The sequence below is a fragment of the Rhizobium sp. K33 genome (assembly GCF_056501445.1).
The window spans coordinates 628,950-651,199 of sequence record NZ_CP096478.1; the positions used below are offsets into that span (position 1 = coordinate 628,950).

A 22,250-nucleotide genomic window follows, 5' to 3' on the forward strand; every position below is an offset into this window, starting at 1 on the left:
ATTGTTTCTGACTACGATCCGGTGAGAGACCTCACTCCACCGGAAGCTATCGCCACGTTCGTTAACGAAGCGCTGGGGACCGATGACGCCGCATACATTGCACATGCACTCGGTGTTGTCGCAAGGGCTAAAGGGATGGCCGGACTTGCCGACGTGGCTGAACTTTGGAATGAGGGTAATCCGACTCTCAAGACGACGCTCGCGTTGATAAGGGCATTGGGGATTTCGCTGACGGCAGAGGTGATGAGCTGATTGGTTAGCCGGCCGAAATGATAAACGGCGGACGGCAGCAAGCGCATTGCCTTAGAGGGGGATATCTCACTTGAAATTTTTGAAGAATTTCGCTCAGGCATGTCTAGATTTTTTCTTGAAATGGGCTGCGGCGGGAACCCGCCGCATCACATATCGAGAACGACGAAAGATGCTTCCGCCGCTGTTCATTGTGGTCGTCGCCGCAGTAATACTTCTGCTGTTAGACCTTCTTTTGCGGACAGATTTGCGGATGTGGATCTCCACCTTTGAAGGGGTGAACGCATACGAATTCTGGGTAGGCAAAAAGAGTGTGCTAGATGTTGCTCTGGGCCTTGTTACGACTTTGATCGCCGTTGGTGCAGCATTTCTTGCTCTCCGCAGCTATCAGGTCAACCAGCGTGCTGCGGTCGCTAATCGTTATCAAAAGGGAATAGAGCTACTCGGGGCTGAAGCCGACAGCTCGAAGCTTGGCGGGGTGGAGCTTTTATCCATTGTGGCAAGAGAGGCCCCTAAAGAATATCAAGAGCCTGTGCTTAGAACGCTTCGCCATTTTATGCAGGAACGTTCCGCAGAAGTTGTGAAAGCAGCCGAAACGGCTATGGCGGAAGATAGAGAGCTGCCCGCGACTGATGCCGTTGTTATTGCTGCGCTGTCCGTTGTAACTCGCACAAACCAGAAACTTAGATGGTTAGAACAAGAGTCTGATGCAGATGGCCATACGCTTAGTGGGATTTACCTGCACAATATTTGGATTTTCAGATCGGATTTTTCGAGAGTGTCATTTAAGGATGGTGTCTTCGGAGACATACGGTTCGAGTCTTGTGAGCTCGCCGAAACTTTCATTGCTTGCAGAGTGTTTGGATCGGTAAGCTTCGATGATTGCATTATTAGAAACTCTGAAATACTCGCGTACAACATTGATGGATCGCCTGTGGAAGCTTCCCAACTGCACTTTTCAATCTCAAAGAGCTGTCACACGTCTGGATTCACAGTTAATGGCAAAAGACTGCATGCCCGAGATGATTAAGTTCGCAAATTCAGATGCCATCGAACACCTCATCTAAGTCGATAAGACTATCGGCTTCAGTCATCACGTGATCATAGGTCGGCGCCATCATGCGCACGCCTTCCGAGACCACCTCGCCTTCATGGGAACAGGCGCCCGATACCGCTCTTGAGCGGATAAGATCGAGTAGCTCGGACGGCAATGCGACCGTCACTGTCTGGCGTATGCACGTGATGGTCCCCTTGGCGCTTGGGGGCAGAATATCATGACGCGTCCAGCGCTCACAAATATCCCCACGCCATGTCACATTGACCATTCCCCGCTCGTCATGAAGTCGTACCCAACAGAAGGAAACGATGTCATGACTGCGAGACTTGATCCCTTTGCCGCCGCGCCCGCACTGATGAAGAAGTGGATGGCGGTGTCCGTCGATGTGGCCGGCAGCCTCGAGCCGAGCCTCGTCGAACTCGTCAAGATCCGTTCTTCCCAGATCAATGCCTGCGCCAATTGCCTGAACATGCACACGGCCGAAGCCCGCGTCAGGGGCGAGACGGAGCAGCGCATTAATCTCCTGGCCGCCTGGCGTGAGGCGCCCTGCTACACGGAGCGCGAGCGCGCCGCACTCGGCTGGACGGAGGCGCTGACCAGGCTTTCCGAAGGCCGCGCGCATCTCGCTGCCCGGCAGGCGCTTCAGGCGGCCTTTACCGAGGATGAGCAGGTGAAACTGACGCTGATGATCAATGTCATCAACGGCTGGAACAGGCTGGCCGTCGGCTTCGATCTCTGGATCGAAACCCCTGCGACCTCCGCGCTCAGCGCGACCGGAGTGGCCGCCTGATGCAGACCTCCGAGCAAACAGATGCGGCGGCGAGTTTCGATCCCTTGCGGCGCAAGCTGATGCGGCTCTCTTACCGCATGCTGGGCTCGGTCGCGGATGCCGAAGACATCCTCCAGGAGGCCTTCATCCGCTGGATGAGGGCCGACCGTAGCGCAATCCGCGAGCCGGAGGCCTTCCTGCGCCGCGTCGTCACAAGGCTATGCCTCGACCAGCTGAAATCGGCCCGCCATCAGCGCGAGACCTATATCGGCCCCTGGCTGCCGGAGCCTGTGGTGGAGGACGAAGACGAATCTGATGACGTCACCCTGCCGCTGATGCTGGCGCTGGAACGGCTGTCGCCGCTCGAGCGCGCGGCTCTGCTGCTGCACGATGTCTTCGGCCAGCCTTTCGAGGAAATCGCGGTGACGCTGGATCGCGACGCTGCCGCCTGCCGGCAACTGGCGGCACGGGCACGCCGAAACGTTCGCGAGGAGCGCACGCGATATGCCGTGGACCCGAGGCAGGGGCTCGAAATCGCCGAAGCCTTCTTCAAGGCGTCGCGCAGCGGCGACATGACGGCGCTTTCCGCCATGCTCGCGGCCGATGTCGGCCTGCATTCCGATGGCGGCGGCAAGCGGCCGGCTGCGATCGCCCCGATCCTCGGCCATGCCGCCGTCATGAAGGTGCACGCCTATCTCGCGGACAAGATCTGGCCGCAGGGGTCCGAACTGCTGCGCGTCGGCCTCGTCAACGGCTTGCCGGGTTTCGTGACCCGCGAGGCGGATGGCGAATTGCAGACAACGGCGCTGCAGATCGAAGACGGTGCAATTGTCGCGATCTATGTCATGCGCAACCCGGACAAGCTGAAACATCTGCATTGACGAACCGGTGATCCACGCACACCCGTCATGCTCAGCGCAGCTATTCCGCCAACTGCCCGTCCGGTCAGTAACAGGATGGCCGACGATGGCGGGCGCCGGCTATCACGCGGAGGTCAATCCGCCAGCGGTGCATCGATCGGCGGGCCAACGATCTCCATGCCGTATTCAAGTGCCAGTTGCGGGATATCCGAGGTCGGGCGGCCCTTCATCGCCGGCATGAACTGTTCGAAGCCGCCGGGGGTGAGCAGGACCACCATGCGCAGCGGCGTGACCTCGAAATTGCGAAACGCATGCGGCGTGCCGCGCGGGATGGCGGCAAAGCCGCCCGGGCCGGTGCGGAAGCGTTCGCTGCCGCAGATGAAGTCGCCGATGCCCTCGAGCACATAGAGCACTTCGTCGGCATCGTGATGGATATGCAGCGGCGGTCCCGATTGCGGGGCGACGATGATCTCCGTCAGCGAGAAGGCGCCGTTGGTGTGCTGGCTTTCAACGCGCATGGCGATCTGTTCGCCGGGCAGCGGTTGAAACCAGTCGCGGCTCTCGCCAGAGCGGAAAAGATGGGTACTCAGTCTTTTGTCGGTCATGTCGGTCATTCCTTGTCTGAACGTTCGCCCACCGGCCAGGGACCGGCGGCGGCGAGACATTAGACGGGGAGGGGATGGGCGTTCCTGCACGCATCCGGCGCGACTGGAACAAAACCGATGTAAATCAGGCTCGGTTGCGGCGCCAGCGAAATGGGCTCTCACCGGTCTGCCGCAGGAAGGTGCGGGAGAAATGGCTCTGGTCGGCGAAGCCGCAGACCTGGGCGATCTGCGAGATCGGCAGATCCGAGCGCAACAGCAGATCCTTGGCCTGCGCGATCCGCCGCGCCTGCAGCCAGGCTTGCGGCGTCTGCCCGGTCGAGGCGCGGAAGGCACGGGTGAAATGATCCGGCGAAAGGCCGAGCGCCTGCGCGATCTCACGGATAGAGGCTGGTCGCGCATCGTCCAGCATATCCAGCGCCTGGCGCTCCTGCCAGGCCGCCAGCCCGCCGCGTGCAGGCCGGTGACCTGATGTGACGCCGCCATAGCGCCGCACGAAGTGGGCACCGAGGCCGAGCAGGAGATGTTCGTTAAGGAGGCCGTTCACCTCCGCCTCCGGCATCGCAAGCGCCTCGACGAGAACCGGCGCCAGCTGGTCGACCAGCGGGTCGGTCGTGCGCCAAGGGTCGGGGGCGCGCAATCCCGCGATCGTGCCGGCATCGGTGCCGTCTACCACATGCTCGATGGCTCGCATGGGCATATGGAACATCAGCGTATCGACCGGATGCAGCAATCGCCCGCAGGCATCTCCGAGACGCAGGTCGACGATGTTGAGCGTCCCGCGCCGTGCCGCATCCGGACGCTCCAACCGCCCGTCGAGCTTGAATTCATGCGCGGGATGGTCGCGCAGCTGGTAGAGCACGACAAAGGAGTCTTCGCCGGCCATTTTCGCCACATGCTCCCGCCCGGCAACAATCTGTGGCCTGAACCGGGTGACGCTGATTGCAGCCTCTCCGGCGCGTGCCATCAGTGCCGGCTGATGTCCCGGGAAGGCCGGGCGGCGAAGCGAGGTTGCTTGTCTCATTATCTGCATGGCACATGTCCAAGATCCGGAGAGCGCCTTCCCATTCGCCCCGCCCGGTGGTCCCGCGAGGGATTGTGCATGTTTCACCGGCGGAGAAAAGTGTCATCGGACACGGGGCGCTATCTTATCGCCGCCAGGGGTCTCTGGCGGCGCCGGTCCGTTCCACCAATTGCCCCCGCCACCTCGGCGGGGTAGATTGGCCCCTAATCCACTTCGGAGTCCCACCCCATGCCCGGCTATTCCGCCCGTCCACCCGCGATTCCGACCGTCGTCCTCGACGATGCCGTCACCCGCATCACCCGCTGGGATTTCGAACCCGGTGCCGCGACCGGGCATCATACCCACGGCCTCGGCTATGTCGTCGTGCCGATGACCGATTGCCACTTCCTGATCGAGGATGCCGCGGGTGAACGCCGCGTCATGAGCAAAGCCGGCGAGGCCTATCGCCGCGATGCCGGCGTCGAGCACAATGTCATCAATGGCGGCGACCAGCCGATGAGTTTTGTCGAGATCGAGTACAAATGAGCGACGACCAGGCATTGCCGCGTTTCGTCACCACCTTCGAACCGCATCGTGGTATCGCGGTCCCGGTGGCAGATGGCGTCCAGCGCCTGACGGCACCCAATCCAAGCCCGTTCACCTTCCACGGCACCAACACCTATATCGTGGGTCAAAAATCCGTCTGCGTCATCGATCCCGGCCCTGACAATGACGCGCATTTCGAAGCCCTGATGAAAGCGCTGAAGGGCAGGGAAGTCACCCATATCGCCGTCAGCCACACCCATCGCGATCATTCCCCGCTTGCCCGCCGGCTGAAGGACAAGACTGGCGCCGTCGTCGTCGCCGAAGGCCCCCATCGCCCGGCCCGCCCACTGTTCGAGGGCGAGGTGAACCCCTTTGCCGAGAGTTCGGACACGGACTTCGTGCCCGACCGCGAGCTCGCCGATGGCGAAACGGTCGAGGGCGATGGCTGGCGCTTAAGCGCCGTGCACACGCCGGGTCATACGGCGAACCACGCAGCCTTCGCGCTTGAGGACACCGGCATCCTTTTATCCGCCGATCACGTCATGGCCTGGGCCACCTCGATCGTCGCGCCGCCCGATGGCGCTATGAGCGATTACATGGCCTCGCTCGATAGGCTGCTGGAAAGGCAGGACACCCTCTATCTCCCCGGCCATGGCGGGCCGGTCGAGGATCCCCAGGCCTTCGTGCGCGCGCTCCGCACCCACCGCCTGATGCGTGAAGAGGCGATCCTTGCGCGCATCCGCTCGGGCGACCGGTCGATCGCGGACATGGTCAAGGTCATCTACGCCTCAACCGATCCCCGCCTGCACGGCGCCGCCGCCTTGTCGGTGCTCGCCCATATCGAGGATCTCGTAGAGAGGGGTGAGGTCGTCACGGAGGGCGCGCCGAGACTGTTGGGAGACTATCGGCCGGGTTAGATGGACCTGCAGGCCTCTGGCCTGCCTCGTTCGCCGCATCACCTGGCTCACCCCCCTCTGTCGGCTTCGCCGACATCTCCCCCACAGGTGGGGAGAGCGGCCACCCCGCCAGCCTTTTGCCCTATTGATGAGGTAAGGTGGTCCGTTAGACGCGACGCTCCGCCATCCCCCTTGTGGGGGAGATGTCACGCAGTGACAGAGGGGGGTAGCACACGGCAGCAAGCCAGACGTCTTCGATGGGCCCACCTCAGTTCCCTGCGATCCCCAGAAGCTCCGCATCCAGTGCATGCAGGAAACCCTCGGCGATCTGGTCGCTGATCCCGAGATCGTGCGGGCCGTAACGCGCGGCAACGCGCATGTCGACAAGCGTCATCTCCGCCTCTTCGCGAAGCCGCACCACGGCATCGAAGGGCAGGCCGAGCACCAGCGTACGGGTAGAAAACTGCAGTCGCGCAACGCCCTCCGGTTCGCCGTCGGAAAGCGGCACCATCAGCCCCGGCTCCGGACGGGCGGTGGGCAGCGGCCCGCTTTCCGGCAAGGCTTCGTCCTGCGGCGCGGGGTTCGCCCCCGCGGCGGGATCGACGGGCTCGAGCGGCGTCTCCGTCGTCGGACGAAGCTCCAGCGCCGGCAACCCATATTCCTCGCCGCGGCTTGCCGTCAGCACCAGCCGGTTTTCGCCCGCCACCTTGCGCACCGCCTCATAGACGCGGTCGATCGCCCCTTCATAGCGCCGCCCGTTGAGCCCGGGATAGGCGGCGGTCTGGGCATCGGCGGCGTTAGGGGGGAGTTCAGGGCGCGGCAGGAGATGCTGCTCCGCCGCCGGTTCCGATACCCAGGCGGGTCGGTCGGAAAGATCGGTCGCCACCTCGGTCAGCGGCGGCTTGGTCATGTAAAGATAGTAGCCATAACCGGGCAGCGCGATCGGCAGTGCCGCATAGATCAGCGCCCAGGCCGAGGCGATGCCGCCGAGCGCGCCGATCTGCCAGAGCCGCGCGAGCCCAAGCAGGGCAAGCGGCACGGCAAGCAGCGCCGGCACGGCCGCGGCGAGAACCAGCATCACGAAATCGGGTGTCTTCAAAGGGCCGAAACGATGCGCCAGCACCACGATGACAAGCATGACCAGCGAAAACAGCGCCAGCCGCCGTGCAAAAAAGGCGGAGCGGGACACCGGACGGTCATAGCGGATATGCATGCGGATCTACCGGAATCAGGAATTTGCACCAGATGTAACGGCTCGCAGGAAGGCCGTCGATATCAAAGCGGACTGTTCTTGGCTCAGGGCTCGGTCTCGCCCCTGCCGCCCAGAAGCGGATTGTCTCCCAGCACCGGCCCTGGAATGCTGCCACCGTCGGGCGTCGTGCCGAAGTCGTCGGGCGCTGGCACGAGCCCCTCTTCGACGCCGGGATCAAGCGGCGGCAGCGCCGGCGCGTCGAGCGTGGCACCGCCATCGGGCAGGCTCGGATCGGGCAGCGGCGGGGCATCGGGCGTCAGCGGCACATAAAGCGAGACGGTGACGATGACGGCAATCACCATCAGCCAGGAGCCGATGATGCGGGCAGGGATGACGAGCCAGCCCCCCTGGAAGGGCCTCAGCATCAGGCCCGGTACCAGGAGGATCCACAGCGCGCCGAGCACGGCGGAAAAGGCAAACTCCTTGATGCCGATCCCGAAATCATCGAGCCCAATGAAGAGCGAGAAGGAAAAGCCGACGACAGCGGCTGCCACCGGCGCCACGACACGCCGGATCCGGGCAGGTAACCACAGGACCACGCCCGACAGCATCACCGCGATCGGCGCAATCAGAAAGAGTTCATGCCCGAGCGGGCTTTGCAGGATGGCACTGAAGATCGGGTCGAAAAACAAGAGCATCGGCGCGATGATGCCGAGAAAGGCAAGCGTGATCGAAAAGACCTCGCTGCGGCGCTCGGCAAGGCCGATGGCGACGGAGAGCCCGAGCATGGCCAGCACTAGATCATAGATCGACAGCGTGAAGAGATAGCCGAGCTCGAAGAAGGCAAATTCATGGGGAATGGCAAGCGAGGCTGCGACGATCGACACGCCGCCGAGAAAGAAGGCGAAGGCAATGCGAAACGCAGGACTGCGCAGACCGTCCTGCAGGCGCAGACGGGCAGCTCCGGCTTTGCCGACCTCGGATGAAACCGAGCGCTCGACCGGACCGCCAACCTCCGCCGCAGCGTGGGCCTCAGCCTTGGCGCGGCCGGAGCCGGACCCGGAACGCCCCGTCTTCTTCTGTGGCTGCTTCTGCTTCTTCATGTCCTCGACCTGGTCCCGCGCCGCAAGCTGCGTGTTCATGCCTATTCCACAGCCCACTTGATTTGTCACCGCTGAGGACTGCAGAGTGTCGCGAGTGCGAGGGGTCCGATCATGGCCATTGTCATGCTGTCAGCCGTCACGCGCATCGAGCGCAAGACGGCAACGAGCTTCGTCTTCGACATCGTCAACCGGCTGGGCGGCTGGATCGACGACGTGCACATGTATTCGAACCTCATGAACACCATCCGTTTCACGCTACCAGCCGGCGCCTACGCGGATCTGGTCGCCGCTCTGGAGGCCGAGGCTATCCTCGTTGAACCGCCCGCCGGCCTCGGAGACCTGCGTGATCCCGCCGCCGAACGCATGGGCACGCTTCAACTGACCTTCATTCATGACGAACCGGATCTGAAGCGGGAGGTGCCGTCGGTGCCGGGCTAGCTTTGAGCTCGGTGATCGCAGAGGGGCGTGACGCGAAAAACCCGGCAGTTGCCTGCCGGGTTTTGGTAGCTTGGGTGAAGTGTAGGAGACCTCAGGCCGCGCGACGGTCGTGGCGGCCTTCCTCGACCTCTTCCACGATCTTCGCCACGAAGGCATCAAGGTCGCCAGGATTGCGCGAGGTGATGATCGCCTGGTCGGTGACCACGGCCTCATCGCGCCAGTCGGCACCGGCATTGATCAGGTCCGTCTTGATCGACGAATAGGAGGTTGCCTTGCGGCCCTTCAGGCCACCGGCTTCGACCAGAAGCCACGGACCGTGACAGACGGCTGCGACCGGCTTGCCGGAATTGAGGAAGGTCTTCACCAGCTCGACGGCCTTGTCTTCCTTGCGCAGCAGGTCCGGATTGATCTGGCCGCCGGGAATGACAAGCGCGTCGAAGTCCTCAAGCTTCACTTCGTCGAGCGTCAGGTCGACATCGACGGTGTCGCCCCAATTGTCTTCGTCCCAGCTCTTGATCGGTGCCTTTTCGAGCGAGGCGATCTTGACCTTGGCACCCTTGGCCGAGAGCTGATCGAGCGGCACGCGCAGCTCCGAGCGCTCATAGCCATGGGTGGCAAGGATGAGGATGCGGGCGGATGTGATGGAAGGCATGAGATTATCCTTGTCGTTGGGTTTCGTCGTGGGGGATGCGAGGGAAACGGCCTCGCCGCCGCATCGTTCCGGGAAAATCGCATGACACCCCATCGGAAGGTGTTGCCGCCCGCCTTCCGCTTTGCTAATCAGGCCGCGATTTGCAGCGCCGACCGCGGCCTCGCAATTCAGTTGGGGCGTCGCCAAGCGGTAAGGCACCGGTTTTTGGTACCGGCATTCCCAGGTTCGAATCCTGGCGCCCCAGCCACGTTTTCCCTAAGCGGCACCAAGCCTTGTCATCGTCTCGATCTCAATCCATCCATGGCAGCGTGCCTTTTGGCAGGCGGCGGCCGGCGAGGGTGGCGATGGCGACGAGAGCCAGCACCATCAATGTCGACAGCACGGCAACGGCGGCGGCGGACGTGGAATTGCCCTCGTATTGCAGGGCAAACACCATCACCCCGATGGTCTCGTGACCGGATGACCAAAGCAGGGCCGAGAGGGTGAGCTCGTTGAGAGCCGTCATCACGACGAGGATCGCGCCGGCGGTTGCGGCCGGCAAGATGCCGGGCAGGAAAATAGAAAGGATGCGGCGCACAAGACCGGCCCCGGCCACGCGCGCGGCCTCGTCGAGGGATGGATCGGTCGAATGGGCCGCCGCAGCCACCGGTCTGAGCACCAAGGGCAGGAAGCGGGCGAGATAGGCGATGACGAGGATGGCCGAGGTCCCGTAAATCGACACACCGATCAGCGGCAGCGGCTTCAGGAAGGCGAGGATCATCCCGAGCGCCACGACGGTACCCGGAACGACCCAGGGCGCTTCGATGACCATGTCGAGCAGTCGCAGCAGCCGGTTTTTGCGGCGCACGCCGAGAAAGGCGAGCGGAACTGCCACCAGCACGCAGATCGCGGCCGTCATTGTCGCCAGCATCAGGGAATTGCCAAATGCCCGCCGCACGGTCTGATTGTCGAGCACGGCGCGGAACTGGTCGAGGTTGGCCGTGTCGGGTCCGAAGGCGACACCGATCGCCGGCAGGAGCGCTGTCATCGTCAGCGCTGCAAGCGGAACCAGCGAGAGGACCAGCACGACCAGCCAGAGCAGGGCCTCTATCAAAGGCGCGGATCGTCGGGGCACAAATGGCGCGCCCGCCGGCAATGGCACCGCGATGCGGGTGGTCACCAGATTGCGGGCCAGGATTGCAAGTGCGGCCATCAGCGCGAGCACGAGCGCCAACGTGGCGACCTGCCCTGCCGCAGCCGGGCCGAAGCCATTGAGCCGCTGATAGATCAGCGTCGTCAGCACCGAGATGCGGCCCGGAATGCCGAGCAGCGCCGGCACGCCGAAATTGCCGATCGCCGCCGTGAAGGCAATCAGGCTTCCGGCGAGCACCGAGGGCATGACGATTGGCAACACGATGCCGCGTCCAATCCGGGCAGGCGGTATGCCGAGAATGCGCGCCGCCTCCACGAGGTCGGCGGGCAGCGCACGCAAGGCAGCGCGCACGGCAATGAAGACCAGCGGCATGTGCTCGATGCCCATGACGAACGCGATCCCTCCCATCGAGTAAAGCGGATTGGTCGTGCCGGGTGGTGGTGCAAGTCCCAGTGGTTTCAGGATCGGTGACTGAGCGCCGGTGAGCTCGATCCACGCGAGCGCCATGGTCTGCGAAGGGATGATCAGCGGCATCAGGATGAGGAAGGTCAGCGCTGCCCGCGTGCGCAGCTTGAGCAGGCTGACGGCGAAGGCGAGTGCAACACCGAGAACTGTCGAGACCGCGACGGACAGCAGCGAAGTCTGCAGCGTGCCGGAAAGCGCGCGCAGTGTCGAGCGGCTTGAAAGCGTGGAAAGCATCAGCCCGAGTGCCGCGCCGTCTTCCCCTGGCTGAAAGGCGCTGGCGAAGAGCCGGACGAGCGGCCAGAGCGTGGTGATTGCGACATAGAGAACGAGAAGGGAGACGAGCAGATGCTCGCCTCCCGAAGCACGCGGCTGGCGCATGATGAGATCAGCCGCCGAACAGCTCGGCGAACTTCTCCTTGTTCTCGGTGTCGGCCTTCAGCATGGCGTCGCTGTCGGCAGGCAGGATCTTCAGCGTCGAGAGAGCCGGATAGCCGTCCGGCTGGGTGACGCCGGGCAGGATCGGGAAATAGCCCTGGGCGGTCGCCTGTTCCTGAGCGGCCTTCGACAGCTGCCAGGCGACGAAGGTCTTGGCAGCCTCGACGGCATCCGAGCCCTTCAGCACGGCGACCGGCTGGGTGATCGAGCTGACACCCTCCTGCGGGAAGACGAAATCGACCGGCGAGCCCTTCTTCTTGGCGTTCAGCGCCATGTATTCGATGATGATGCCATAGGCTTTCTCGCCGCGGGCCACGGCCTCGATGACCGTGCCATTGCCCTGACCGGCGACTGCGCCGGCCTCGGCCAGTTTCTCGTAATAGGCCCAGCCGAATTCCGGCTGCTGGGTCATCGTGCCGACATGGATGACGGCCGCACCCGAATAGAGCGGGCTCGGCATGATCAGGCTTTTCGCCGCATCGGCTTCAAGCAGGTCGTTCCAGCTTGTCGGCGCAGTCTTCACCAGATCGGTATTGTAGACGATGCCCGTCGTGATCACCTTGGTGCCGAAGAAGGTCTTGTCGGGGTCGATAAAGGCGGGGTCGATGCCTTCGACGGGCGCTTCGGCAAAGGAAAGCAGGCGGTCGTCATTCTTGAGCTGGGTCATCGCCACGGTGTCGGCGATCAGGATGACGTCGGCCGGGCTGTTGCCGGCGGCATATTCGGCCTGGAGCTTGGCCATGACTTCGGTCGTGCCGGAGCGGAAAAGCTCGACCTTGATCTCGGGATGGTCGGCATTGAAGGCTTCGATGACCTGGGTCATCTGGTCCTGCGGCTGCGAAGTGTAGACCGTGATCGTATCCTCGGCATGCGCGGAGAGGGCAAGACCGGCAAGGATGGTGGTGGCGACGAGAGTGCGAATGGACATGGGATCCTCGTTGAATGGGCGGGGCGCAAATCGTCTCCGGCCCGGACGATGGGGGACACCCGCCGGGGCGGCGGGCAGGCGTAGTCGCCTAGCGCAGCGAGATGACGGCCGGACGACAGGCCGATGATGTTCCCGTGACATTGGCGGCCTGGCGGCTGGCATTGCCATCGCTGATCACCCACCCGCCTGTGAAGGCGAGTTCGATTGGCGTGCCGGGCGAAAGCCGCTCGGAAAGCGGCAGGCTCACCACGTCCCCGTCGACCTCGGTCGGCAGGCAATGGCTGAGAAAAGTGCCGTTCTGAAAGACTTGCCCGACCAGTTCGGTTTTCAACTGGCCGCCCTCTGTCACGTGTCTCAGATCCGAGGCGTGGAAGCAGAGCCAGCCATATCCAACGGGCGCGTCTCCGGGCAGGTCGAGAAGCTCTCGTCCCAGCATGACCAGATTGCGACCGCCTTCCGACTTGATCACCTTCACCGGGAGGGTTCGGCCCCGGCCGATGAAGCGGGCGACCATCGGCGAGGCCGGTTTCCGATAAAGCTCTTCGGGTGTGCCGACCTGCTCCAGTCGCCCCCTGTCCATGACCGCGACATGCGTGGCAACCGCCATGGCCTCGTCCTGGTCATGCGTGACGAATACGAAGGTGGCGCCGGTCAGGCTATGGATGCGGCGAAACTCGGACAGCATGGTCTCACGCAGATGGGCGTCGAGATTGGCAAGCGGCTCGTCAAGCAGGATCAGCCGGGGCCGCGTGGCCAGTGAGCGGGCGAGCGCCACCCTCTGGCGCTGGCCGCCCGACAGTTCATGCGGGCGCCTGTCGCCAAGCCCTTGAAGGCCGACAACCTCAAGCACCTCTTCAATGCGCGCTGCACGCTCCACAGCATTCAGGCCGGCAACCCTGAGCCCGAATTCGATATTGCCGCGCACCGTCATGGTCGGCCACAGCGCGTAGGACTGGAAGACCATGCCGATCCGCCGTTTCTCAGGCGGAACGAAAGCCACCTCGCTTGCAACCGCCTCGTCGTCGAAGTGGATCGCGCCGCCATCGGGCATTTCCAGTCCCGCGATCAGCCGCAACAGCGTGGTCTTGCCGCAGCCGGAGGGGCCGAGCAGGGCGAGAAAGGCACCGTCGGGGATGGCAAGCGACACAGCATCGAGTGCGAGATAGGTGTCGAAGCGCTTCGATACGGCTTGCAGCGTCAGTCGGGGCACGGGGTCTTTCTCCTGATTTCGAGGCACCCTTGCCACCGGGAAATGACATCAGCATGAAGCTGCGAAGCTGCGGAAACGCACCGCCGGTGTCCGGCTGTGCGTGCTGGCGATCATCAGGCAAAATAGTTGACTATTTTGGTTATGTATTGCATGACGACAGCCACGATCAATCCGCGGCCCGCAAGCCTGGCTGCCATCTTCACCCGCATCGAGCCATTCCCGGCGGTGTCTCATGGCCTTTCGCCCTCGCATGCAGACGCAGACGCGTCACTATCGCACCATTGAGCCGTTGCGCGTCCGAACCTGGCCGGGCGTGGTGGCCGATGTCTGGCATGTCCAGGGCGCTCAAGGGGCCGGGGGCTTTTACCTGTCACCGGATCCGCGCCTTGTCGTCTTTCTCGGGACGCCGCCACGCAGCCTCTCCTTGAGAACGAGCGAGACCGGTCATCCGATATCGGATGTCGCCATGCTCTATGTGCCGGCCGGCCAGCCGCTGTGGAGCGCCATGGATGGCGAAGAGACATTCGCGCATCTCGATTTTCATCTGGAAGCGGGGCCGCTGCAGCAAAGACTGGCGGGTCTCATACCCTCCGGCAAGCTGTCGGAGACGGTGATGCTGGCCGATGCGGCAGACGTGAAGGGAACGCAGAGCCTGGCGCGCATGGTGGCCGACGAGATCGAGCGCCCTTCGCGCCCGGCCATGATGCTCGATGGTCTGCTATCGGCAATCCTGGCAGAGGTTCTGAACCTGCCGCACGAACCGATGGAGCACACGGGCGGCCTGTCTCCGCGACAGATCTCTGCCATCAGGCGCCACGTATCCGAAGCTCTGCCGAGGCGCACCAGCGTGGCGGAACTGGCAGATCTCTGCGGCCTGTCTGAAAGCTGGTTCAGCCGGGCCTTTCGCCAGAGCACCGGGGAGACGCCGCAACGCTGGCTCACCCGCCAAAGGCTCGAGACCGCCATGGAAATGATGCTGTCGACAGACCGTGGCCTGGCGGAGATCGCGGACGCCACCGGGTTTGCCGATCAGGCCCATCTCACTCGCGTCTTTCGCGCATCCCAGGGCCTGCCGCCGTCGCAGTGGCGACGCATGCGGGCCGGTTGCGACTGAGGAAAACAAGGCGAAATTGCGAAAATTGAGCAGATCCAGTCAAATCGCGGAGCTTTCGTTCAAGCGTCGTCCGAAAACAAGACTTATTCAGTCATGAATTCCCTTCGTCTTGTTGGATGGACCATGAACACCAGGATAGCCCTTTTCGCCGGAGCCAGTCTCCTTGCCCTTCATGCCGCTGCAGTCGCCCAGGAGGCCGCAACAACGGAATTGAACGAGATCGTCGTCTCTGGGCAGGGCGATCCGACCGCGCCGACGGAAGGCTATGTTGCAAAGAGCGCAGCCTCGGGCACCAAGACCGGCGCGCCGGTCCTTGAAACCCAGCGCTCGGTGTCGGTCGTCACCCGGGACGAAATCGAGGATCGCGGTGCGCAGACGCTCGGCCAGGCCTTGTCGACCACCGCTGGTGTCGTTGGCGAACCCTTCGGTGCCGATCCGCGCTTCGACAGCCCTGTGCTCCGTGGTTTCGACATGCGCAACGCGCAGTATCTGAACGGCCTGCGGCTGATGCGGTCCCAAGGCGCGCCGTCCTACGACATCTATGGTCTGGAAAGGGTCGAAGTGTTGAAGGGCCCGGCCTCCAGCCTCTATGGCTCCGGCACGCCGGCAGGCGTGATCAACATGGTCCAGAAACATGCCCAGTTCAAAGATGCCTATGAGGCAGGAACGGGCCTTTCAGTTGATGGCGATGCGGAAGTCTTTTTCGATGCCAACAAGGCCTTGACCGACGCGTTTGCGGCAAGGGTGACTGGCAAGCTTGCCAAAACCGAGGAAGACATCGACGAGCTGACCAACAAGCGCGGCTATCTCGGTCTCGCCACCCGCTGGTCGCCCTCGGATGCGACCACCATCGATTTCCTCGGATCCTATCAGAAGGATTCGCCCATCACCCCGGCCGGCATTCCCTTCGCTCTGACGGGGCAGGGCAATGACGAAGACCTGCGCGACCTTTACGCGGGTGACCCGTCGGTCGACGACTCCGATCGCCGGATGACGAATCTCGGCTATGAGTTGCACCATGAGTTCGACAGCGGCTGGGCGCTCGACCAGTCGGCGCGCTACCAGAAGTTCGATTGGGACTATACGGGCTTTTATGTCTCATCCCTGACGGCACCCTCGACGATCAATCGTGGCGTGATCTTTCAGGATGAAGACACCTGGACGGCCAACCTCGATACCCGCGTCTCCGGCGACTTGCAGACGGGCGTGCTTGATCACAAGCTGCTCTTCGGCCTGGATCTACGCAAATATGGTGACAACACCACGACCGAATTTGCCTCCTCTTCGGCGCTCGATTTGACGAACCCGGCATCCGCGACTGTCGGCGCGCCCTGGTACATCAAGACCGACGACCTGACGCTCGAACAGGCCGGCATCTATGCCCAGGATGAGCTGTCTTACGACAAGTGGCGCGCGACACTCGGGATCCGGCACGACTGGACCGACCAGCAGGGTACATCGACCAACAACTTCTCCGGCGCGACGATCATCGACCAGCAGGACAGCGCCACGACCAGCAATGTCGGTCTGTCCTATGTCTTCGACAGCGGTTTTGCACCCTATGTCAGTTATGCAACCTCATTCGATCCCGAAATCGGCACCGATATCGACGGCAACCAACTGAACCCGACGACTGGTGAACAGTGGGAAATCGGCGTGAAATACCAGCCGACCTCGTTCGAGGGTCTCTTCTCTGTCGCCCTCTACGATCTGACGCAGGACAATGTGAGTGTGACGGTCAGCGAGGGCGGCCTGAGCGGCATTCGCCAGATCGGTCAGGTCAAGTCGCGCGGTCTCGAGATCGAGGGAGCCGCCGAAATCGCCATGGGCTGGAGCGTCAAGGCGGCCTACAGCTACAATGATGCCGAGCAGGTGGGTACGAATGACGGCAAGATGCCGGCCAACATGCCGCGCCACACCGGCAGCCTCTGGCTGGCTTACGACTTTGCCGAGGATACGGCTCTGGAAGGGCTGACCCTTGCCGGCGGCATCCGCTACATCGGCGAGCGCTTCGGCGACAATGCCAACACCTATGAACTCGATCCCGTAACGCTGGTCGATCTAGCCGCCAAGTACAAGGTGACGGAAAAGGCCACGCTTGCGGTGAACGTGAACAACCTGACAGACGAAACCTATGTCGCCAATTGCGGCTCCTTCGGTTGCTATTACGGCTCCGGCCGCTCCGTCATGGGAACCCTGACCGTCCGGTGGTAAAGCTCGATCGATCCTATCGCCGGCGCGCCTTCCTGCAGCTCCTTGCTGCCACGGGGTTCGCCGGCCTCTCGTCTCCGCTTCACGCGAGCTCTGCGGCGTCTTCAGGCGCCGCAGACCTGCGTCTGGCAGCCATCGACTGGGCCATGCTGGAAACCGCCTGGGCGCTGGGGCATAAGCCGGTCGCGGCCTGCGAACTGATCCGCTTCCGCGTCGAAAGTCCGGCAGTTCCGCTGCCGCAAGAGACGCTCGATCTTGGCCTGCGCGGCGCTCCCAATTTCGAGCAGTTGCGGTTTGCTGCACCCGACCTGATCCTCTCCTCCCCATTCTACACTCGGCACGAAGCAGCTCTTTCGGCGATCGCACCCGTCTTCAGCCTGCCATTCTTTGTCCGCGGCGAAGCCTCGCTGCCGCATGCGCTCAACGCCCTGGAGGGGCTCGCCGACCGACTGGGCGATCGACAAGCGGGAGAGCGGGTACGACAGGCGGCGGAAGACCAATTCGACCGCATCGCGAACCGTCTCAAACCGCAGGCCGGCCGGCCCGTCATGCTGATCGATTTCGGCGATTCCCGTCATTTCCGCGCCTTTGGGTTCGACAGCCTCTACGGCTCGACGCTGACACGGCTCGGCCTCGTCAACGCCTGGCAGGATGGGACGCAATTCTCCTTTGCAGCCCCCGTGCCCATCGACCGCCTGGCGGAGATGTCCGACGCCAGTTTCGTGATCGTCAGCCCTATCCCGATCGAGGCGCAGGCGCAGTTGCAGCGTTCCGTGCTGTGGAATGCGCTTTCCCCCGTCAAGGCAGGCCGCGTTCACCAACTGGCCGCCACCAATGCCTTCGGCGGCGTGCCCTCTGGCCTCGCCTTTGCCGAAGGCCTCGCAGACGCACTGGCCATCGCATGAAATTGCTGCCCCTTCTTCTCCTGGCTGCAGGCGCGTTGCTGTGGTTTGTCGCCGCAAACGCCCTGCTGCCGCTCGCTGCCTGGCCCGAGGCGCTTGTGCCGGCCGGCGATCGCAGCGTCGCCGAGATCCGCCTCGTCTTCGGCCTTATGCCGCGCGCGGTGGTCGCGCTGCTGGTCGGAGCGGCACTCGGTCTTGCCGGCGCCCTGCTGCAGCGTGTGCTGCGCAATCCGCTCGCCGATCCGACCGTGCTCGGTGTCTCCGCCGGAGCGCAACTGGCTCTCGTTTGCGCCACGCTCTTCGCGCCGGCACTTCTCGCGCAAGGCCGGTTGCCGGTGGCTCTGGCCGGCGCCGCCGCGTCTGCAGCCCTCGTTTTCATCATCGGGCAGAGGCGGGGCTTCGAGCCGGCCCGCATGGTCGTGGGCGGCATGCTTGTCGGCCTGATGGCCTCGAGCCTTGCCACGGCACTGACCCTTGCCCATGGCCAATACCTGCTGTCGCTGGTGATCTGGAACGGCGGATCTCTGGTCCAGCAGGATTGGTCCGCCGTCATCCGTCTCGCTTTCGCGCTGGGCGTCTGCCTTGTCCTGGCCCTCGGTCTGATCAGGCCGATGCAGCTTCTGGCGATTGGCGCGGAAACGGCCGGTGCCCTCGGCCTGCGCGTCGGTCTCATTCGCTTGGTCGTCATTGCCGTCGCCGTTCTCCTGACCGCCATTGTCTCGGCCGAAGTCGGGCTGATCGGCTTCATCGGTCTGGCTGCGCCGACGATCGTGCGCACGCTCGGGCTGCGGACCGAAACCACAAGGCTTCTCGCCTGCATGGCCGCCGGCGCTGGCCTTCTTCTCCTCTGCGACAGCGGCGTGCTGCTGATCGATCACGCCGTCGGCGAGATGTTCCCCGTGGGCGCCGTCACGGGCCTGATCGGCGGGCCGCTGATGCTCTGGCTCCTGCCGCGGCTGTCCGGCCGGACCCCACCCGCCTCGGCAGAGGCGACAGCGACGCCGCAGAGCGGTTCGGCCTGGCGGCCGCTTGCGGTCCTGGCGGTTCTGCTGGTCGCCGGATCGCTGATCGGGCTCGCGCTTGGCCGCGGACCCGGCGGCTGGAGCTTCCTCCAGGCCGCGGACATTGCCGCCTTCCTGCCGCTGCGCCTGCCACGCCTTGTGGCTGCGATCGCTGCCGGCGCGCTGCTGGCCGGTGCCGGTGCCATTCTGCAGAAAACGACATCCAACCCGCTCGCCTCGCCCGAGGTCATGGGCGTTTCCGCCGGTGCGGCCCTCGGCTTCGGCCTGGCGGTCTTTTTCGTGCCCATGCCCCAGCCCTGGATGTTCCTGATTGCCACAGCACTGGGTGGCGCAGTGGTCTTGCTGATCGTCGCGCGCGCGGCGATGAAGGCGGGCCTGCCTTCCGAACGCATCCTGCTGATGGGGCTGGCGCTCAGCGCGCTGGCATCGGCCGTCCTCTCGGCCATGATGGCAGGCGGTGACGCCCGTGCCTGGATCATCCTGACCTGGCTTGCCGGCTCCACCTCGGCGATCGGCATGGTCGAGGCGGTGATCCTGGTGGCGCTTGCCGTGCTCCTCATGATCTTCTCTCTGCTCGCGGCGCGGTGGCTGACTGTCCTGCCGCTCGGTGCCGAAATCGCCTCCGCGCTGGGGCTCTCGCGCTTTGCCCGTGTCAGCCTCTTCCTGGTCGCCGGGGTCGCCACCGGCACGGCGACCGTTCTGGTCGGGCCCGTCAGCTTCGTGGGGCTGATGGCGCCGCACATCGCCCGCAGGATCGGGCTCAACTCGGCCGCCGCCTTCACCGCCGGCGCCATGCTGATCGGCGGCTTCCTGATGATGCTGGCCGATGCCGGCGCGCGCCTCGCCGCCTTTCCTTACGAACTCCCGCTTGGGCTGTTTGCGACCCTGATCGGGACGCCCTGGCTCCTGCTCACCATGACGAGACAGACGCGATGACCTGCCTGTTTGAAATCCGCGATCTCACCATCGACCTCGGCGGAGGCCGCACGCCGCGCCGGGTGATCGACGGCCTCGACCTCGATATTCCCGCAGGCCGCACCGTCGCGCTGATCGGGCACAATGGCTCGGGCAAGTCGACGCTCCTGAAGGCCCTGGCGCGCCAGATCGAAATCACCGCAGGCGAAATCCGCACCATGGGGCGGCCGCAACGGGACTGGTCGCCCCGCGACCACGCCCGCGCGCTCGCCTATCTGCCGCAATACACGCCGCCGGCCGAAGGCATGACGGTTCGCCAGCTCGTGGCGCTCGGCCGTTATCCCTGGCACGGCGCGCTCGGTCGTCCGAGTTCAGAGGATCGGGCAGCCGTCGAGGCCGCAATCGCCGAATGCGGTCTTGCAGACTATGAAGGTCGCCTGGTCGATACGCTCTCGGGTGGTGAACGCCAGCGCGCCTGGCTTGCCATGCTGCTTGCTCAAGGGGCGAATGCGCTGCTCCTGGATGAACCGATTTCGGCGCTCGACATCGCCCACCAGATCGAGGTCATGAATCTCGTCCACCGTCTGTCGGAAGCCGGTCGTTCGGTGGTCGTCGTGCTGCACGACGTCAACCTCGCGGCCCGCTTTTCCGACCACATCGTCGCGCTGAAGGGTGGAAAGGTTGTGCTGAACGGATCGCCTGATGATCTGATGCAACCGGAAGCCTTGTCACGGGTCTACGGTCTTGCCATGGATGTGGTGACACGTCCCGGCCGCTCCCCGCTCGCCAGCGCCCTTTGAGGGTGCAGAGGACCATTGCAGGATATCGCATGCTGAAACAATTTTTTGCCTATTACCGCCCCTGGAAGGGCCTGTTCTGGCTGGATTTCTCCTGCGCGGTCGCTTCCGGCCTCTTGGAACTTGCCTTTCCGCTCGCTGTCACCGCCTTCATCGACAGGCTGCTGCCGACCGGCAACTGGACGCTGACGCTGATTGCGGCAGCGGGCCTGCTCGCGATCTATCTCGTCAACGCCGCCCTGATGGCGATCGTGATCTATTGGGGCCACAAGCTCGGCATCAACATCGAAACCGCCATGCGCGCCAAGGCCTTCGAGCATCTGACGACGCTCTCCTGGCGCTGGTATGACACGGCCCGGACCGGCAAGCTGGTCGCCCGTGTCACGCGGGATCTGGAAGAAGTGGGCGAGGTCGCCCATCACGGGCCGGAAGACCTGTTCATCGCCATCATGACCTTTGTCGGCGCCTTCATCCTGATGCTCAACCTGCATGTGGAGCTCGCCCTGGTCACCGCCCTCATCGTGCCGGGCACGGTCGCCATCGTCTCGATCTATGGTGGCCGCATGACGCGCACCTGGCAGGAGATCTACGGCCGCATCGGTGCCTTCAACGTGCGGCTGGAAGAGACCATCGGTGGCATTCGCGTCGTCCAGGCCTATGCCAATGAAGAACACGAGCGCAAGTTGTTCGCCAAGGACAATGCCCGATACCGCAAGACAAAGCTCGACGCCTACCGGGTGATGGCTGCCTCGTCCTCGCTGCATTACATGGGCATGCGCTTCGTCCAGGTGGTGATCATGGTCATCGGCTCGTCCTATGTGCTCTCAGGTGCCATGTCGACGGGCAGTTTCGTGGGCTTCCTGCTTCTGGTCGGCGTCTTCTTCCGTCCGCTCGACAAGATCAGCGCCGTCATCGAGACCTATCCGCGCGGCATTGCCGGTTTCCGTCGTTATCTCGATCTGCTGGCGACCGAACCCGAAATCACCGACAGCCCTGATGCGCGGCCGGTTTCCAATCTCCGCGGCGAGATCGTCTTCTCCGACCTCTGTTTCGCCTTCACCCCGGGTCGCCCCGTGCTGCATGACATTTCCTTGCATGTGCAGCCGGGGGAGACGATCGCCTTTGTCGGCGAGTCCGGTGCCGGCAAATCGACGCTTTTGTCGCTCCTGCCACGCTTCTACGAGCCGACCTCCGGCACGATCACCATCGACGGCATGGCGCTGCCTGCAATGACCGTCGAAAGCCTGCGCCGCCAGATCGGCCTCGTTTCGCAGGATGTCTTCCTGTTCGGCGGCACGCTGCGCGAAAACATCGTCTATGGCCGGATCGGCGCAAGCGACGACGAGGTTCTGGAGGCCTGTCGGCGCGCGCAGCTCTCGACCATGTTGGAGAACCTGCCCGAGGGGCTGGACACGATTGTCGGCGAGCGCGGCATCATGCTCTCCGGCGGTCAGAAGCAGCGCGTCGCGATCGCCCGCGCCTTCCTGAAGGATCCACCGATCCTGCTGCTCGACGAAGCGACATCGGCCCTCGACAGCACGACGGAGCGGGAAATCCAGTCTGCGCTGGAGGAATTGTCCAAGGGCCGCACGACGCTCGTCGTTGCCCACCGGCTCGGAACGATCCGCAATGCCGACCGCATCGTCGTCATGCAGCAGGGCCGGATCGTCGAGGTCGGCAATCATGCCGAACTGATGAAGCGGGAAGGGGCCTACGCCAAGCTCGCCGCCTGACGGGGGGCGAGAGGCCAGA

The 22,250-nt window shown here is 63.7% G+C and carries 22 protein-coding genes and 1 tRNA gene; 14 read left to right on the forward strand and 9 right to left on the reverse strand.

Annotated elements, in window-relative coordinates; all coding sequences use genetic code 11:
- On the forward strand, positions 1 to 252 hold the full coding sequence (locus tag M1E12_RS02970) for an addiction module antidote protein (protein ID WP_479564810.1): 252 nt from the start codon (positions 1 to 3) through the stop codon (positions 250 to 252).
- A gap of 70 nt (positions 253 to 322) precedes the next feature.
- Entirely contained in the window at positions 323 to 1,279 is a 957-nt protein-coding gene (locus M1E12_RS02975; protein WP_479563684.1) for a hypothetical protein, read from the forward strand.
- Positions 1,280 to 1,289: 10 nt separating this feature from the next.
- On the opposite strand, the gene M1E12_RS02980 is transcribed toward M1E12_RS02975, so the two are convergent.
- The gene (locus tag M1E12_RS02980) at positions 1,290 to 1,574 is read right to left on the reverse strand and encodes a hypothetical protein (RefSeq protein WP_479563685.1); all 285 of its coding nucleotides are present in this window, start codon (positions 1,572 to 1,574) and stop codon (positions 1,290 to 1,292) included.
- A 45-nt stretch (positions 1,575 to 1,619) separates the two neighbouring features.
- On the opposite strand from M1E12_RS02980, the gene M1E12_RS02985 reads away from it, so the two are divergent.
- Complete coding sequence (locus tag M1E12_RS02985; protein WP_479563686.1) at positions 1,620 to 2,096, forward strand: carboxymuconolactone decarboxylase family protein; 477 nt, start codon at positions 1,620 to 1,622, stop codon at positions 2,094 to 2,096.
- Complete coding sequence (locus tag M1E12_RS02990; RefSeq protein ID WP_479563687.1) at positions 2,096 to 2,956, forward strand: sigma-70 family RNA polymerase sigma factor; 861 nt, start codon at positions 2,096 to 2,098, stop codon at positions 2,954 to 2,956. Before M1E12_RS02985 ends, M1E12_RS02990 begins: the two co-directional genes overlap by 1 nt.
- Before the next feature lie 113 nt (positions 2,957 to 3,069).
- On the opposite strand, the gene M1E12_RS02995 is transcribed toward M1E12_RS02990, so the two are convergent.
- The gene (locus M1E12_RS02995) at positions 3,070 to 3,540 is read right to left on the reverse strand and encodes a cupin domain-containing protein (RefSeq protein ID WP_479563688.1); all 471 of its coding nucleotides are present in this window, start codon (positions 3,538 to 3,540) and stop codon (positions 3,070 to 3,072) included.
- Positions 3,541 to 3,664: 124 nt separating this feature from the next.
- The gene (locus M1E12_RS03000; protein WP_479563689.1) at positions 3,665 to 4,570 is read right to left on the reverse strand and encodes a helix-turn-helix transcriptional regulator; all 906 of its coding nucleotides are present in this window, start codon (positions 4,568 to 4,570) and stop codon (positions 3,665 to 3,667) included.
- Positions 4,571 to 4,789: 219 nt separating this feature from the next.
- Here M1E12_RS03000 and M1E12_RS03005 point away from each other — a divergent pair, with 219 nt between their 5' ends.
- Both M1E12_RS03005 and M1E12_RS03010 read left to right on the forward strand, forming a co-directional pair.
- A complete protein-coding gene (locus M1E12_RS03005; RefSeq protein ID WP_479563690.1) occupies positions 4,790 to 5,086 on the forward strand; it encodes a cupin domain-containing protein in 297 nt (98 codons plus the stop codon).
- Complete coding sequence (locus M1E12_RS03010; RefSeq protein WP_479563691.1) at positions 5,083 to 6,003, forward strand: MBL fold metallo-hydrolase; 921 nt, start codon at positions 5,083 to 5,085, stop codon at positions 6,001 to 6,003. The genes M1E12_RS03005 and M1E12_RS03010 overlap by 4 nt, the downstream gene beginning before the upstream one ends.
- A gap of 247 nt (positions 6,004 to 6,250) precedes the next feature.
- On the opposite strand, the gene M1E12_RS03015 is transcribed toward M1E12_RS03010, so the two are convergent.
- Positions 6,251 to 7,195: a DUF1499 domain-containing protein gene (locus M1E12_RS03015; protein WP_136538434.1), complete on the reverse strand. Its 945-nt coding sequence runs from the start codon at positions 7,193 to 7,195 to the stop codon at positions 6,251 to 6,253.
- A gap of 83 nt (positions 7,196 to 7,278) precedes the next feature.
- Positions 7,279 to 8,316 (reverse strand): hypothetical protein, encoded by a 1,038-nt coding sequence (locus M1E12_RS03020; protein ID WP_479563692.1) that lies wholly within the window; start codon positions 8,314 to 8,316, stop codon positions 7,279 to 7,281.
- A gap of 72 nt (positions 8,317 to 8,388) precedes the next feature.
- Here M1E12_RS03020 and M1E12_RS03025 point away from each other — a divergent pair, with 72 nt between their 5' ends.
- Entirely contained in the window at positions 8,389 to 8,715 is a 327-nt protein-coding gene (locus tag M1E12_RS03025) for a hypothetical protein (RefSeq protein WP_479563693.1), read from the forward strand.
- A gap of 91 nt (positions 8,716 to 8,806) precedes the next feature.
- On the opposite strand, the gene M1E12_RS03030 is transcribed toward M1E12_RS03025, so the two are convergent.
- Positions 8,807 to 9,367: a type 1 glutamine amidotransferase domain-containing protein gene (locus M1E12_RS03030; RefSeq protein ID WP_310240967.1), complete on the reverse strand. Its 561-nt coding sequence runs from the start codon at positions 9,365 to 9,367 to the stop codon at positions 8,807 to 8,809.
- A gap of 172 nt (positions 9,368 to 9,539) precedes the next feature.
- On the opposite strand from M1E12_RS03030, the gene M1E12_RS03035 reads away from it, so the two are divergent.
- Positions 9,540 to 9,614: transfer RNA gene (locus M1E12_RS03035), tRNA-Gln, on the forward strand.
- Between the two features lie 42 nt (positions 9,615 to 9,656).
- On the opposite strand, the gene M1E12_RS03040 is transcribed toward M1E12_RS03035, so the two are convergent.
- The 3 genes from M1E12_RS03040 to M1E12_RS03050 all read right to left on the reverse strand — a co-directional run bounded on the left by M1E12_RS03040 (position 9,657) and on the right by M1E12_RS03050 (position 13,537).
- Positions 9,657 to 11,342, reverse strand: coding sequence for an ABC transporter permease (locus M1E12_RS03040; RefSeq protein ID WP_479563694.1), 1,686 nt, complete (start codon positions 11,340 to 11,342; stop codon positions 9,657 to 9,659).
- 7 nt (positions 11,343 to 11,349) lie between these two features.
- Positions 11,350 to 12,327 carry an ABC transporter substrate-binding protein gene (locus M1E12_RS03045; protein ID WP_136538439.1) on the reverse strand — a complete coding sequence of 326 codons (978 nt, stop codon included), beginning with the start codon at positions 12,325 to 12,327 and terminating at the stop codon, positions 11,350 to 11,352.
- 88 nt (positions 12,328 to 12,415) lie between these two features.
- Positions 12,416 to 13,537 carry an ABC transporter ATP-binding protein gene (locus M1E12_RS03050; protein WP_479563695.1) on the reverse strand — a complete coding sequence of 374 codons (1,122 nt, stop codon included), beginning with the start codon at positions 13,535 to 13,537 and terminating at the stop codon, positions 12,416 to 12,418.
- 232 nt (positions 13,538 to 13,769) lie between these two features.
- Between M1E12_RS03050 and M1E12_RS03055 the strand changes: the two genes are divergently transcribed.
- The 6 genes from M1E12_RS03055 to M1E12_RS03080 all read left to right on the forward strand — a co-directional run bounded on the left by M1E12_RS03055 (position 13,770) and on the right by M1E12_RS03080 (position 22,231).
- Positions 13,770 to 14,651 carry a helix-turn-helix domain-containing protein gene (locus M1E12_RS03055; protein WP_479563696.1) on the forward strand — a complete coding sequence of 294 codons (882 nt, stop codon included), beginning with the start codon at positions 13,770 to 13,772 and terminating at the stop codon, positions 14,649 to 14,651.
- Between the two features lie 123 nt (positions 14,652 to 14,774).
- A complete protein-coding gene (locus M1E12_RS03060; protein WP_479563697.1) occupies positions 14,775 to 16,865 on the forward strand; it encodes a TonB-dependent siderophore receptor in 2,091 nt (696 codons plus the stop codon).
- Positions 16,859 to 17,767, forward strand: a complete 909-nt coding sequence (locus M1E12_RS03065) for an iron-siderophore ABC transporter substrate-binding protein (RefSeq protein ID WP_479563698.1) — start codon at positions 16,859 to 16,861, stop codon at positions 17,765 to 17,767. Before M1E12_RS03060 ends, M1E12_RS03065 begins: the two co-directional genes overlap by 7 nt.
- Positions 17,764 to 19,722, forward strand: coding sequence for a Fe(3+)-hydroxamate ABC transporter permease FhuB (gene fhuB, locus M1E12_RS03070; RefSeq protein ID WP_479563699.1), 1,959 nt, complete (start codon positions 17,764 to 17,766; stop codon positions 19,720 to 19,722). The genes M1E12_RS03065 and fhuB overlap by 4 nt, the downstream gene beginning before the upstream one ends.
- Complete coding sequence (locus tag M1E12_RS03075; RefSeq protein ID WP_479563700.1) at positions 19,719 to 20,501, forward strand: ABC transporter ATP-binding protein; 783 nt, start codon at positions 19,719 to 19,721, stop codon at positions 20,499 to 20,501. Before fhuB ends, M1E12_RS03075 begins: the two co-directional genes overlap by 4 nt.
- A 29-nt stretch (positions 20,502 to 20,530) precedes the next feature.
- Entirely contained in the window at positions 20,531 to 22,231 is a 1,701-nt protein-coding gene (locus tag M1E12_RS03080; protein WP_479563701.1) for an ABC transporter ATP-binding protein, read from the forward strand.
- The last annotated feature ends 19 nt before the right edge of the window (positions 22,232 to 22,250 follow it).